The sequence below is a fragment of the Reyranella sp. genome (genome assembly GCF_965279465.1).
GTDB lineage: Bacteria > Pseudomonadota > Alphaproteobacteria > Reyranellales > Reyranellaceae > Reyranella.
Genome location: NZ_OZ257242.1, coordinates 5574277 through 5587018 on the forward strand (window position 1 = coordinate 5574277; position 12742 = coordinate 5587018).

The following is a 12742-nucleotide window of genomic DNA, read 5'->3' on the forward strand; positions in this document are numbered from 1 at the left end:
GAAGCGGATTCTGGTTTCTCCTGGACGCGGCGATGGGCCGCCGCAGGCGCGGCACGACCTCCTGTGGAACTGGAAGAAACCGGCTTTTGCTCGGGGAGCGCCGCGCACCCCGAAGGTTTTGCTTCGACCGCTCCAAACTTTGGCAACGGCAATCATTGTGACGTTGTCCGATCCAAGGCACTTCAAGAGGGTCGCAACGCAACGCCCGAGGCAGTAGTGTTTCTCCTTCGCTCTCTCTGTCGACGCGGCATGTGCCGCCCCTGTCGTCGGTTCAGCTGAACCACAGTCGATCGTCTCTTGAAGACAAAGCCGGCCCGGGGGCCGGCAGGAGTGAAGTCATGACCGTGTCGTATTCCCGCCGTTTCCTTCTCGCCGCCAGCGCCGCCCTCGGCCTGCCTGCGACGTTCTCCACCGCGCATGCCCAGACGCCCGCGCCCGTGGTTCTCACCAACGTGTCCTACGACCCGACGCGAGAGCTCTATCGCGCGATCGACGAGGATTTCTCCAGGAGCTGGCTCGCCAGCACCGGCCAGAAGGTGACGGTGCGCGCCTCGCACGGTGGATCGGGCAAGCAGGCGCGCTCGGTCATCGACGGCCTCGAGGCCGACGTGGTCACCCTGGCGCTCGCCGGCGACATCGACGCCATCGCCCGCGAGTCCAAGCGCCTGCCGGCGGATTGGCAGAAACGGCTGCCGAACAACTCCGCGCCCTACACCTCAACGATCGTGTTCGTCGTACGCAAGGGCAATCCCAAGGCGATCAAGGACTGGCCGGACCTCGGCAAGCCGGGAGTGGGCGTCGTCACGCCCAACCCGAAGACCTCGGGCGGCGCGCGCTGGAACTATCTCGCCGCGTGGGCCTACGAGCTCGACCGCACCAAGGGCGACCAGGCCGCGGCGCAGAAGTTCGTCGAAGCGATCTTCCGCAACGTGCCGGTGCTCGATTCAGGCGCCCGTGGCTCGACCACGACCTTCGCGCAACGCGCGGTCGGCGACGTCTTCATCTCGTGGGAAAATGAGGCGTTCCTCATCCTGCAGGAGTTCGGCGCCGACAAGTTCGAGATCGTCGTGCCGCCGTACTCCATCCTGGCCGAACCGCCGGTGTCCCTGGTCGATGCCGTCGTCGACAAGCGCGGCACCCGCAAGGTCGCCGAGGCCTACCTCAACTACCTGTACTCGCCGGCGGGCCAGAAGATCATCGCGAAGAACTTCTACCGGCCGTTCAAGCCGGAACTGGCCGATGCCGCCGACCTCGCCCGCTTTCCCAAGATTCGCCTGACAACGATCGACGAGTCGTTCGGGGGCTGGGCCAAGGCGCAGGCGACCCATTTCGCCGACGGCGGGCTGTTCGACCAGATCTACAAGCCGGGCGGAGCGGCGACGCGATGAGCGTCGCGGCGCTCCGTACGTGGACGCCGGCAATCCCGAGACCCAGCCCGCTGCCGGGCTTCGGGATCACCTTCGGCTTCACGCTCACCTATCTGTCGCTCATTGTGCTGTTGCCACTGGCCGCGCTGGTGTGGCGCGCGAGCGGCCTCGGCCTCGACGGCATATGGCGCGTGGCGACGACGCCGCGCGTGCTGGCCGCGCTCGAGACCAGTTTCTTCATCTCTGCCTTCGCCGCCGCCGTGAACGCACTGTTCGGTACCGTCGTGGCCTGGGTGCTGACTCGCTACCGGTTCCCCGGCCGCAAGATCATCGACGCTGCAGTCGACCTTCCGTTCGCGCTGCCGACCGCCGTCGCAGGAATCGCGCTCGCGGCCCTCTATGCGCCGAACGGCTGGATTGGCTCCTTGTTCGCGCCGTACGGCATCAAGATCGCCTTCACGCCGCTCGGCATCTTCATCGCACTGGTGTTCATCGGCCTGCCGTTCGTCGTGCGCACCGTGCAGCCGGTGCTGCTGGACCTCGACCGTGAGGTCGAGGAAGCTTCCGCGACGCTGGGCGCCAGCCGCCGCCAGACCGTCTTCCGTCTCGTGTTGCCGACGCTTCTGCCCGCGCTGCTCACCGGCATCACTCTCGCCTTCGCCCGCGCGGTCGGCGAGTACGGCTCGGTGATCTTCATCGCCGGCAACATGCCGTTCAAATCGGAGATCGCCCCGCTGCTGATCGTCGCCAAGCTCGAGGAGTACGACTATGCCGGCGCCTCGGCGATCGCCACCGTCATGCTCGCGATTTCCTTCGTGGCCCTGCTCTGCATCAACCTGTTGCAGGCGCTAGGCCGGCGGAGGCTTGGCAATGCGTAAAACGGCCACCGGCGAGACCGCCACGAATGAGAGTGCCATCGTGCGCTGGGTCCTGATCGCGGTCGCGGTCGGATTCCTCACCCTATTCCTCGCCCTGCCGCTGCTGGCGGTCTTCACCGAAGCGCTGCGCCGCGGGCTCGACGCCTATCTCGCCTCGTTCGCCGACGAGGACACGCAGTCGGCGATCTGGCTCACCCTGCTGATCGCGGCGATCGCGGTTCCGCTCAACCTGGTGTTCGGCATCTGCGCGGCCTGGTCAGTCGCCAAGTTTGAGTTCCCGGGCAAGAGCCTGCTGGTCAGCCTCATCGACCTGCCCTTCTCGGTGTCGCCCGTGGTGTCCGGGCTGGTCTACGTGCTGCTGTTCGGCGCCAAGGGCCTGCTCGGCCCGATCCTCGACGATTGGGACTTCAAGATCATCTTCGCCGTCCCCGGCATCGTGCTGGCGACCGTCTTCGTCACTTTCCCCTTCATCGCCCGCGAGCTCATCCCGCTGATGCAGGAACAGGGCACCGCCGAGGAGGAAGCGGCGCTGACCTTGGGCGCCTCGGGCCTGCGCACCTTCCTCACGGTCACCCTGCCCAACGTCCGCTGGGCGCTGCTCTACGGCGTGCTGCTGTGCAACGCCCGCGCGATGGGCGAGTTCGGCGCAGTGTCGGTCGTCTCCGGCCATATCCGCGGCCTCACCAACACCATGCCGCTGCATGTGGAGATCCTTTACAATGAGTACAACTTCGTCGCTGCTTTCGCCGTCGCCTCGCTTCTGGCCGGCCTCGCCCTCGTCACCCTTGTCGGCAAGTCCATCCTCGAATGGCGACACGGCGACGGGCTCGCCGCCGCCCGGCGACACTAGCGGTCCTCCCGCCGAAGACGCCGTTCGCATCACGGCGCAGGGGCTCGGCAAGAGCTTCGGCGCCACCGTCGCGATCGACGCCCTCGACCTCGAGGTCGGGCCGGGCGAGCTTCTGGCACTGCTCGGTCCGTCCGGCTCGGGCAAGACGACCCTTCTACGTCTCGTTGCCGGCCTGGAAACGCCGACAGCCGGCCGCATTCTATTCGGCAGCGAGGATGCGACCCTTCTCAGCGTCCGCGACCGGAGGGTCGGCTTCGTCTTCCAGCACTACGCGCTCTTCAAGCATCTCAGCGTGGCCGAGAACGTGGCGTACGGCCTGCGCGTCCGGCCGCGTGGGACCCGGCCCTCCGCGCGGGAGATCCGGCGCCGCGTCGACGAGCTGCTCGACCTGGTCCAGCTCGGCGGCCTCGGCAAGCGCGCACCGGCGCAGCTCTCGGGCGGCCAGCGCCAGCGCGTGGCGCTAGCCCGCGCGCTGGCCGTCGAGCCGCGCGTGCTGCTGCTCGACGAGCCATTCGGCGCGCTCGACGCCCAGGTGCGGCGCGACCTGCGCGGCTGGCTGCGCGACCTGCACGAACGCACCGGTCACACCACGCTATTCGTCACCCACGACCAGGAGGAGGCGCTGGAGCTGGCCGATCGCGTCGCCATCCTGAATCGTGGCCGGATCGAGCAAGTCGGCTCCCCCGACGAGGTGCTGGACCATCCGGCAACCGCCTTCGTCGCGGGCTTCGTCGGTGAGGCCGTACGTCTTCCGGTCGAGATCGCAGGCCGCTCGCTGCGGATCGGACGACATTCCCTCTCGGTACCGCACGCGATCAAGGACGGACCGGCCGACCTGTTCGTGCGTCCCCACGATGTCGCCCTTGCCAATGCCGCCGGCGGAAATGCTCTCCCGGCGACGATCCTCTCGGTGCGCCGCACGGGACCGGCGCGGCGGGCCGAGCTTCTGCTCGACGACGGCCTGCCGCCGGTGGAGATCGAGTTGCCGCTGAGGCAAACCGTGCGCAAGGGCCAGATGGTGCACGTCCGGCTGCTCTCTCTGCGGCTGTATCCGCGATGACGACGGCCGACGAGCTGCAACGCCGCCGAGAGGCCGCCATCGCGCTACATCGAGCGGACGAGACGACCGGCGCCTGACCGCCTTCCGCTTGGATCAGTAGGTCCTCGGCACGTACAGCTCAGGCGCAACCGGCGTCCGGTGATAGTCGGGCTTGTGCTCGCGCACCGGCAGCACGATCGGCGGGCGGGGCACGTCCTCGTAGGGGATCTGCTGCAGCAGGTGATGGATGCAGTTGAGCCGTGCCGCCTTCTTGTTGACGCCTTCGACCACCCACCAGCGCGCTTCGGGGATGTGCGTCCGGTGCAGCATCTCTTCCTTGGCCTTGGTGTACTCCTCCCAGCGGCGCCGGGATTCGAGATCCATCGGACTGAGCTTCCATTGCTTGAGCGGGTCGTGGATCCGCATCAGGAAGCGCAGGTTCTGCTCCTCGTCGGTGATCGAGAACCAGTACTTGATCAGGACGATGCCCGAGCGCACCAGCATGCGCTCGAACTCGGGCACCGTGCGGAAGAACTCCTCGACATCCCCCTGCGAGCAGAAGCCCATCACCCGCTCGACGCCGGCGCGGTTGTACCAGCTCCGATCGAACAGCACGATCTCGCCGGCCGCCGGCAGATGGGCGGTGTAGCGCTGGAAATACCATTGGCTGCGCTCGCGCTCGGTCGGCGCCGACAGGGCCACCGTCCGGCAGACGCGCGGATTGAGCCGTTGCGACACGCGCTTGATCACGCCGCCCTTACCCGCGGCATCGCGGCCCTCGAACAGCACGACCACCTTCAGGCCCTTGTGCACGACCCAGTCCTGCAGCCGGATCAGCTCGCGCTGCAGCCGAAGCAGCTCCTTGAAATAGTGGTGGCGCTCGACGCTCTCCGGCGCCGGGCTGTCGCCGGATTCCTCGAGCAGCTGCGCCAGGCGATCGTCGTCCATCTCCAGCTCGCGCTCCTCGTCGATGTTGTCCGCCATCTCGTCGTGGAGGCGTGCGCGCAGTGCGGCGTCCTTCTCGTCAGTCATGTCGTTCATGGCAATGGCTCCGTGTGACTCACAAACCGTCTTCGCGGTGCACGTCATGCACCACGACGCCCTGCCCCGGGGGAGGCATCGAGATCCAGACCTTATGCTTCAAGGTCCGCATCGTATCCTCGTATCCGCTCTGCCAGTGCTCGCGCATGGAGGTGCCCGAGAACTCGTAGTCCTTCGCGTGACCCTCGTAGGACTTCTGCTGATAGATCAGCTGCAGGATGGCGACCTCGGGCAAGTCCGACAACTCCGCCTGAAGCCGCTGCTCGTCTTCGCTCAGGAGCTCCGCCGGGATCTTGGCGAGCGCCTGCTTGAGACGGGTCTTCCACGAATGGATGCGCCGGTAGAGGTCGGTGTTGTAGCGGGTGCGCGACGAATACATGATGTCCTTGTGCCGCGCCATCACCTCGTGGATGTCGCGCGGCAGGACACCTCGCGCACTGAAAAGGTCGACCTGGAAGACCAGCGAGTTGAGGTTGTCCTCCTGGTCGAGCAGATGCTGCAGCGGCGTGTTCGAGACGATGCCGCCGTCCCAGAAATGGTCGGTGCCAATCTTCACCATGGGCAGTGCCGGCGGCAGGGCGCCGCTGGCCATCACATGCTCGGGGGCGATCTCGTCGCGCCCATTGTCGAAGTAGACAAAGTTGCCGTCGAGCACGTTGACGGCGCCGACCGCCAGCCGGACCGCCTTCTCGTTGATCAGCGAGAAGTCGACGAGCTCGAGTAGCGTCTCGCGCAGCGGCGCGCTGTCGTAGTAGCTGGTGGCGTTCCGCGAGCCGGCGAAGCTGAACCATGGGCTGGGATGGCGCGGCGCGAAGAAATCGGGCTGTCCCTGCGTGATGGTGAGCCACGAGCTCGCCGCGTTGCGCGCCTGGCGGAAGATGTCGCCGTCGGGCGTGTAGTTCCACACCTTGCGCTCGGTGATCCGCTCCCAGAAGGTGCGCAGCTTCTGGACCCGCAGCGCCGGCGGGTTGCCGGCAATGATCGTCCCGTTGATGGCGCCGATCGACACTCCCGAGATCCAGTCGGCCTCGAGGCCCGCTTCCTGGAGCGCCTCGTAGACTCCGGCCTGGTACGCACCGAGCGCTCCGCCGCCTTGCAGCACGAGCGCGATCCGGTCGCAGCCTTCCGGTCGCGGGACAAGACGCGTTGCACGCCCCTGCAACGATTTCGCGACGTTCACTGCAGCGTCACCCATCGATCTCTCCGCTAGCCGAGGGCCATACTTGGCCATCAACGCGTGACACGATCGTGACGGCGCCCAATTGCAGATGCACTGCGCCCAATCCATCACGAGACCGTAACGGGTTCGCTGTTTGCTGTAGCCTGCATTTGTGTTCTCGGGGGAGAGCGATCATGACCGACATCACCGCACCGCTGCGTCATTCAGGAGGAACGCCGCACGGTGATCCGCGTCCCAAGCTTCACCACCCGGTCAACCCGCTCACGATCATCGTGTTCGGAGGGGTCCTTGCCGCCACGCTGCTGTACGTGGCCTACAGCCTGTATGTCGATGTCGGTGAGAGCGGCGCGTCCGCAACGACCTTCCTGCCCTTCCTGCTGCTCTTCGTGGCGCTGCTGATCGCGCTCGGGTTCGAGTTCGTGAACGGCTTCCACGATACCGCCAATGCCGTCGCGACTGTCATCTACACGCATTCGCTGCCGGCCAATGTCGCGGTCGCGTGGTCAGGCATGTTCAACTTTCTCGGGGTGCTGGCCTCGAGCGGCGCTGTCGCCTTCGGCATCATCGCGCTGTTGCCCGTCGAGCTGATTCTGCAGGTCGGCACGGGGGCCGGCTTCGCCATGGTGTTCGCCCTGCTGATCGCCGCCATCCTGTGGAACCTCGGCACCTGGTGGCTCGGCCTGCCGGCGTCGAGCTCGCACACCCTGATCGGGTCGATCATCGGGGTCGGCGTCGCCAACGCGTTGATGAACGGCCAGGAAGGCACATCCGGCGTGGACTGGACCAAGGCGACGGAGATCGGCTACGCCCTGCTGCTGTCGCCGGTGTTCGGCTTCTGCGCCGCCGCCGGCCTGCTGCTGCTGCTCAAGCTGGCGGTGCGCAATCCCGACCTCTACGCCGCACCCAAGGGCAACCAGCCGCCGCCGTTGTGGATCCGCGGCATCCTTGTGCTGACCTGCACCGGCGTCTCCTTCGCCCACGGCTCGAACGACGGCCAGAAGGGCATGGGCCTGATCATGCTGATCCTGATCGGCACCGTGCCGACGGCCTACGCGCTCAACCGCGCGATGCCGGTGTCGCAGATGGAGGACTTCCGCAAGGCATCGATCGCCGCCTCCGAAGTGATCCAGAGCAAGGCGGCGGGTCACGGCATCCTCGGCGACCCGCGACCGGCCGTGACGCTGTACGTGTCGAAGCGCAAGATCAACGAGGGCACCTATCCGTCGCTCGCAGTGCTGGTGCGCGACATTGCGAGCCAGGTCGACCAGTACGGCTCGCTCGCCAAGGTGCCCGCCGCCGCCGTCGGCAACACCCGCAACGACATGTACATCGCGTCGGAGGCAATCCGCTTCCTGATGAAGGACAAGGAGAACGAGCTTTCCAAGGACGAGGCCGCCAAGCTCAACGCCTACAAGAAGTCGCTCGACAACTCGACCAAGTTCATCCCGCTGTGGGTCAAGGTCGCGGTCGCCGTCGCACTCGGGCTGGGCACAATGATCGGCTGGCGGCGCATCGTCGTCACGGTCGGCGAGAAGATCGGCAAGAGCCACCTGACCTACGCCCAAGGCGCCGCAGCGGAGATTGTGGCCATGGGCACGATCGGCGCCGCCGATGTCTTCGGCCTGCCGGTCTCGACCACCCACGTCCTGTCGTCGGGCGTCGCCGGCACCATGGCGGCGAACGGCTCGGGCCTGCAATGGGAGACCGTGCGTAACCTCGCGATGGCGTGGATCCTCACCTTGCCGATGGCAATGATGATGTCCGCCGGCCTGTTTGTCCTGTTCGTCAACATCTTCTAGCGGCCGCTTCGGGACCGGCAGGAGGGGCTCATGAAGGCAATAGACGTGATGGTCCGCAACGTGGTCACCGTGCGGCCCGACGACGATGTCGCGCACGCCATCGAGCTGCTGGCCGAGCACGACGTCAGTGCGCTGCCGGTCGTCGACGACAGTGGTACGGTGGTCGGAGTCCTGAGCGAGGCCGATTTGATGCGGCGGCGGGAGATCGGCACGGAAAAGCACCGCTCGTGGTGGCTCGAGGCCATAACGCCCGGCGTCACGCTGGCGACGGATTTCGCCAAGGAACATGGCCACAAGGTCCAAGAGCTGATGTCGGATACCGTCATATCGGCATCCGAGGAGACGCCGCTCGGCGAGATTGCTGCTCTGCTGGAGAAGCATCGCATCAAGCGGGTGCCGGTTCTGCGCGACGGCAAGCTGGTCGGCATCGTCAGCCGGGCGAACCTCATCCAGGCTCTGGCCGTCTCCCAGGCTCAGGCTGCCGCCTCGCCGAACGGTATCGGCGATCGCGGTATTCGGCTCGAATTGCTCTCTCGCATCGCTGCGCAGCCGTGGACCGACTTCGGCTCGCGCAACATCATCGTCAAGGACGGGGTCGTCCATCTCTGGGGCCTCGTCGGCTCCGACGAAGAGCGCAAGGCGCTGGTTGCCCTTGCCGAGGAGGTACCGGGCGTGAAGAGCGTTTGCGACGAGACCTTCGCCGCGTATGAATGACGGTCCTGCCGGTTCCTGTTCCGACGGCGCGGCCGAACATGAGCCTGGCACTCGGCGCGCTCTGCTGATGGTCGAGCTCGGCAGCGAGGTCGAGAGCTGAGGCCCACGCCTACCGCGCCGCCTTCTGCTCCTCCAGCCGGTCCGTCGCCGGCGGCGGCGTGCGCGAGAGGTCGGCGATTTCCTTGCGCAACTCCGGGGTCATCGCGACGTCGACCGACGCGAGCGAATCCTTGAGCTGGTCGAGATTGCGGGCCCCGATGATCGGCGCGGTGATCGCGGGATGCGCCGCCACCCAGGCGATCGCCGCGCTCACCGGATGCAGCCCCTTCGCCTTGCACAGAGCGACGTATTTTTCCGCCGTCTCGAACGCCCACTCCTCGCCGTAGCGCGCCTCGTACATCTTGTTGGTCTTGAGCCGGCCCGAGGCCTGGCCGAAATACTTGCCCGACAGCAGCCCGGCCGCGGCCGGGCTGTAGGGGATGACGCCGATGCCGTTGTGCTCGGCCATCGGCAGGATTTCGACCTCGGCCTGGCGCTTGACCAGGCTGTACATCGGCTGGATGACCTGCAGGCGCGCCCAGTTGTTGCGCTCCTGGAGGTCGACCGCGCGCTGGGTCTGCCAGGCCGACCAGTTGCTGACGGCGGGATAGATCACCTTGCCCGCGCGCACCAGGTCCTCCAGCCCGCGCATCGACTCCTCGATCGGCACCAGCGCGTCGTAGCGGTGCAGGAACAGCACGTCGATGCGATCGGTCTGCAGGCGCCGCAGGCAGCCCTCGATCGCCTCGACCATGTGCCGCCGCGAGGTGCCGCGCGCGTTGAGGTCGGGGCGGATCTGGGCGTTGACCTTGGTGGTGATCACCAGGTCGTTGCGGTGCTCCTTCGCCAGCCGGCCGAGGATCTCCTCGGACACGCCCTTGTTGTACTCGTTGGCGGTGTCGAAGAAATTGATGCCGGCGTCGCGCACCACCTTGTACATGGCCGCCGACGTCGCCTCATCGGCATCACCGCCGAACGACATGGTGCCGAAGCAGAGCTGGGAAACCTGAACGCCGGTGCGGCCGAGAAGCTTGTGTTTCATGGCCTGTTCTAGGCCAGCCAGTTCTCCACCCGCAAGCCCGGCACACGGCGGAACTCGCGCAGATTGTTGGTTGCGAGGGGCATGTCGAGCGAAATCGCGTGCGCGGCAATAAGCATATCGAGAGGGCCGATCAGGGTACCGCTCCGCTGAAGGCTCGACCTCACTTCGCCATAGACATTGGATGCGGCGCGATCGAACGGCACGACTATCAAGGCACCCAAGGCGCGTTCCACCGCTCGTCGAATGCGCTGGGAGGGAGCGATCTGGAACCCGAACATCAGCTCTCCGGCCGTAATCGCCGAAATCGCGATATCCCCCACCGAAAAGGCCAGGAAGCGACGCCGAACCTTTTCGGTCCGATGGGTAAAGATGTAGGACGTGATGTCCGTGTCGAGCATCACCTTCACGTCGAGCGTTTCCTCCTGCGCCGAGGTTGTTCACCCGTGCCCAAGGACTTGCGCACCTGCTGTTCCGTGGGTTGATGACGTTCGAAGGTGAAACCTGGGTCGATCATGTCGAGCGCATCGAAGAAGTCCTGCCAGGGATTGTCGTTCACCTCACCCTTCGGGCTCAGCACGACCGACTGGCCTTCACGACGGATATAGACCTCCTCGCCCTCGAAGCGGAACTCCTTGGGCAGGCGCACAGCCTGGCTGCGGCCGTTCTTGAAGAGCTTGGCTGTCTGCATCGGCTTTTCCGGCTGGTCTATACCATCTGGTATATACCGCGCGCCTTCCTCCCTCAACGCTCCGGCCGGCCGGATTTTCCGCTTCGCCATGGCTATGTCGGCTTTGCCACCGCCAGGAATTTCACTCCGTCGCCGGTCAGCGTGATCGACACCGGCGGGTCGCCGTCGGAACGCAGCCAGCGGCGCGCGACGGCGAGGCGGATCGCGGCATCGAGCGCGTCGCGGTTGTCGGTACCCAGCTTGGTCTGGACCTTGTCGACGTGCGTCCAGGTCGGCGGCGGCCGACGCCCCGTGAGTTCATGCACGGCGGTCAGCAGGGCGAGCAGGAACTGCCCCGGGCTTGGCGATGGGCTGGACGGAGAGTTTGCCATTGCGAAAGTATAGGAGCCTACCGGCTCGCGCGTCCGGTCAAATCGCTCTACGCTCCGTGCATGGACCCTTACGATTTCATCGTCACCGGCGCGGGCTCGGCCGGTTGTGCCGTCGCCGGCCGCCTCTCCGAAGATGGCCGTTTCCGCGTTCTGCTGCTCGAGGCCGGGCCGCGCGACAGCTATCCCTGGATCCACGTTCCGCTCGGCTACCACAAGACCTTCAACAATCCGAAGGTGAACTGGATGTTCGACTCGGAGCCCGAGCCCGAGCTCAACAACCGCGTCATGTACCAGCCGCGCGGCAAGGTGCTGGGCGGCACCAGCTCGATCAACGGCATGGTCTACATGCGCGGCAACGCCGCCGACTACGACGAATGGCGCCAGCGCGGCTGCGAGGGCTGGGACTATGATTCGGTGCTGCCCTACTTCAAGAAGGCCGAGGACAATGTCCGCGGCGGCAACGAATTCCACGGCACCGGCGGGCCGCTCAAGGTCTCCGACCATGCCTGGCAGCCGACGCTCGCCCGGGCGATGCACGATGCCGCCGTCGAGGCCGGCATTCCCGACAATCCCGACTTCAACGGCGCCAACCAGGAGGGCGTGGGCTACTACCAGACCACGATCAACCGCTCGCGGCGCTGGTCGAGCGCCCGTGCGTACCTCTCCGGCGCCAAGCAGCGCAAGAACCTGACGATCGCCACCTCGGCGCACGCGACCCGGCTGCTGATCGAGAACGGACGCTGCGTCGGGGTCGAATACCGAACTCCCGACGGTCTCGTGCAGGCGCGCGCGAAGCGGGAGGTGATCGTGTCGGGCGGCGTCTACGGCTCGCCACAGCTCCTGATGCTGTCAGGGCTGGGACCGGCCGAGCATCTCAGGAAGCACGGCATCGAGGTTGTGCGCGATATGCCGGGCGTGGGCAGCCACCTTCACGACCACTTCAACACCTACGTCGCCTACAGGTGCTCCCAGCCGGTGACCATGAACGACCTCGTCAACAGCCTGCCGCGTCGCATCCTGGCGGCGGCGCAATATGCCTTCGGCCGCACCGGCCCGCTCGCCAGCATGGGCCTCTATGTCGGCGCGATGGTGCGCAGCGACAAGCGATTCGAGCGGCCCGACCTGCAGATCAACATGACCGCGTGGGCGATCAAGGACCGCAATCGCAACGGCGTCATCGCCCAGCCGTTCTCGGCGTTCGGCTTGAGCCCGGTGCATCTGAGGCCCGACGGGCGCGGCACGGTGCGGTTGAAGTCGCCCGATCCGCTGGCAGCGCCGGAGATCCGCTTCAACTTCCTGAAAAGCGCCAACGACTACAACGCTCTGATCCAGGGCATGCGCATCTGCCGCGAGATCGCCAGGCAGCCGGCGCTCAAGCCGTTCGTCGTCGAGGAGATCCTGCCCGGCCCTCAGATCACCGAGGAAGCCGACCTCAAGGCCGACATCCGCGCCCGCGGCGTCTCCAACCTGCACCCGGTCGGGACCTGCCGCATGGGCCGCGAGGTCGATGCCGTCGTCGATCCGCAGCTTCGGGTCTATGGTGTCGAGGGGCTGCGCATCGCTGACGCCTCCGTCATGCCGTCGATCGTCGCGGGCAACACCAACGCCCCGTCGATCATGATCGGCGAAAAATGCGCCGACATGGTCCGGCAGGCGGTGCGGTAGCCAGTTCCGCGGGCCGGGGAGCACGGCTGGCCCTTGAGCCCACCGGCCCAATGGGGTTTGATGGCGCGT

At 66.3% G+C, this 12742-nt stretch carries 13 protein-coding genes; 7 read left to right on the forward strand and 6 right to left on the reverse strand.

Annotation, left to right across the window (positions count from 1 at the left end):
- The first annotated feature begins 338 nt into the window (after positions 1–338).
- The 4 genes from ACQY8M_RS27275 to ACQY8M_RS27290 are packed head-to-tail and all read left to right on the forward strand — an operon-like array spanning position 339 to position 4155.
- Positions 339–1388 (forward strand): sulfate ABC transporter substrate-binding protein, encoded by a 1050-nt coding sequence (locus ACQY8M_RS27275; RefSeq protein WP_428662390.1) that lies wholly within the window; start codon positions 339–341, stop codon positions 1386–1388.
- On the forward strand, positions 1385–2245 hold the full coding sequence (gene cysT, locus ACQY8M_RS27280; RefSeq protein WP_428662393.1) for a sulfate ABC transporter permease subunit CysT: 861 nt from the start codon (positions 1385–1387) through the stop codon (positions 2243–2245). The genes ACQY8M_RS27275 and cysT overlap by 4 nt, the downstream gene beginning before the upstream one ends.
- Positions 2238–3095, forward strand: a complete 858-nt coding sequence (cysW, locus tag ACQY8M_RS27285; RefSeq protein ID WP_428662396.1) for a sulfate ABC transporter permease subunit CysW — start codon at positions 2238–2240, stop codon at positions 3093–3095. The genes cysT and cysW overlap by 8 nt, the downstream gene beginning before the upstream one ends.
- Entirely contained in the window at positions 3031–4155 is a 1125-nt protein-coding gene (locus ACQY8M_RS27290) for a sulfate/molybdate ABC transporter ATP-binding protein (protein ID WP_428675502.1), read from the forward strand. The genes cysW and ACQY8M_RS27290 overlap by 65 nt, the downstream gene beginning before the upstream one ends.
- A 93-nt stretch (positions 4156–4248) precedes the next feature.
- On the opposite strand, the gene ppk2 is transcribed toward ACQY8M_RS27290, so the two are convergent.
- Positions 4249–5175, reverse strand: coding sequence for a polyphosphate kinase 2 (gene ppk2 / locus ACQY8M_RS27295; protein WP_428662398.1), 927 nt, complete (start codon positions 5173–5175; stop codon positions 4249–4251).
- Positions 5176–5194: 19 nt separating this feature from the next.
- Entirely contained in the window at positions 5195–6370 is a 1176-nt protein-coding gene (locus ACQY8M_RS27300) for a patatin-like phospholipase family protein (RefSeq protein ID WP_428662400.1), read from the reverse strand.
- A 158-nt stretch (positions 6371–6528) separates the two neighbouring features.
- On the opposite strand from ACQY8M_RS27300, the gene ACQY8M_RS27305 reads away from it, so the two are divergent.
- The gene (locus ACQY8M_RS27305; protein ID WP_428662403.1) at positions 6529–8154 is read left to right on the forward strand and encodes an inorganic phosphate transporter; all 1626 of its coding nucleotides are present in this window, start codon (positions 6529–6531) and stop codon (positions 8152–8154) included.
- 30 nt (positions 8155–8184) lie between these two features.
- Positions 8185–8868 (forward strand): CBS domain-containing protein, encoded by a 684-nt coding sequence (locus ACQY8M_RS27310; protein WP_428662406.1) that lies wholly within the window; start codon positions 8185–8187, stop codon positions 8866–8868.
- Between the two features lie 109 nt (positions 8869–8977).
- Here ACQY8M_RS27310 and ACQY8M_RS27315 read toward each other — a convergent pair whose 3' ends face one another.
- The 4 genes from ACQY8M_RS27315 to ACQY8M_RS27330 form a co-directional block, all read right to left on the reverse strand.
- Positions 8978–9949 (reverse strand): aldo/keto reductase, encoded by a 972-nt coding sequence (locus ACQY8M_RS27315; RefSeq protein ID WP_428662409.1) that lies wholly within the window; start codon positions 9947–9949, stop codon positions 8978–8980.
- Positions 9950–9957: 8 nt separating this feature from the next.
- Positions 9958–10347 (reverse strand): PIN domain-containing protein, encoded by a 390-nt coding sequence (locus tag ACQY8M_RS27320; RefSeq protein ID WP_428675504.1) that lies wholly within the window; start codon positions 10345–10347, stop codon positions 9958–9960.
- A gap of 5 nt (positions 10348–10352) precedes the next feature.
- Positions 10353–10637 (reverse strand): antitoxin, encoded by a 285-nt coding sequence (locus ACQY8M_RS27325; protein ID WP_428662412.1) that lies wholly within the window; start codon positions 10635–10637, stop codon positions 10353–10355.
- A gap of 92 nt (positions 10638–10729) precedes the next feature.
- A complete protein-coding gene (locus ACQY8M_RS27330) occupies positions 10730–11008 on the reverse strand; it encodes a hypothetical protein (protein WP_428662415.1) in 279 nt (92 codons plus the stop codon).
- Between the two features lie 60 nt (positions 11009–11068).
- On the opposite strand from ACQY8M_RS27330, the gene ACQY8M_RS27335 reads away from it, so the two are divergent.
- Positions 11069–12673 carry a GMC family oxidoreductase gene (locus ACQY8M_RS27335; RefSeq protein WP_428662418.1) on the forward strand — a complete coding sequence of 535 codons (1605 nt, stop codon included), beginning with the start codon at positions 11069–11071 and terminating at the stop codon, positions 12671–12673.
- The last annotated feature ends 69 nt before the right edge of the window (positions 12674–12742 follow it).

Excerpts from the sequence above, each read along its gene's own strand:
- ACQY8M_RS27275 (WP_428662390.1), top strand. The coding sequence starts at position 339 with ATGACCGTGTCGTATTCCCGCCGTTTCCTTCTCGCCGCCAGCGCCGCC.
- cysT (WP_428662393.1), top strand. The coding sequence starts at position 1,385 with ATGAGCGTCGCGGCGCTCCGTACGTGGACGCCGGCAATCCCGAGACCC.
- cysW (WP_428662396.1), top strand. The coding sequence starts at position 2,238 with ATGCGTAAAACGGCCACCGGCGAGACCGCCACGAATGAGAGTGCCATC.
- ppk2 (WP_428662398.1), bottom strand. The coding sequence starts at position 5,175 with ATGAACGACATGACTGACGAGAAGGACGCCGCACTGCGCGCACGCCTC.
- ACQY8M_RS27300 (WP_428662400.1), bottom strand. The coding sequence starts at position 6,370 with ATGGGTGACGCTGCAGTGAACGTCGCGAAATCGTTGCAGGGGCGTGCA.
- ACQY8M_RS27305 (WP_428662403.1), top strand. The coding sequence starts at position 6,529 with ATGACCGACATCACCGCACCGCTGCGTCATTCAGGAGGAACGCCGCAC.
- ACQY8M_RS27310 (WP_428662406.1), top strand. The coding sequence starts at position 8,185 with ATGAAGGCAATAGACGTGATGGTCCGCAACGTGGTCACCGTGCGGCCC.
- ACQY8M_RS27315 (WP_428662409.1), bottom strand. The coding sequence starts at position 9,949 with ATGAAACACAAGCTTCTCGGCCGCACCGGCGTTCAGGTTTCCCAGCTC.
- ACQY8M_RS27320 (WP_428675504.1), bottom strand. The coding sequence starts at position 10,347 with ATGCTCGACACGGACATCACGTCCTACATCTTTACCCATCGGACCGAA.
- ACQY8M_RS27325 (WP_428662412.1), bottom strand. The coding sequence starts at position 10,637 with ATGCAGACAGCCAAGCTCTTCAAGAACGGCCGCAGCCAGGCTGTGCGC.
- ACQY8M_RS27330 (WP_428662415.1), bottom strand. The coding sequence starts at position 11,008 with ATGGCAAACTCTCCGTCCAGCCCATCGCCAAGCCCGGGGCAGTTCCTG.
- ACQY8M_RS27335 (WP_428662418.1), top strand. The coding sequence starts at position 11,069 with ATGGACCCTTACGATTTCATCGTCACCGGCGCGGGCTCGGCCGGTTGT.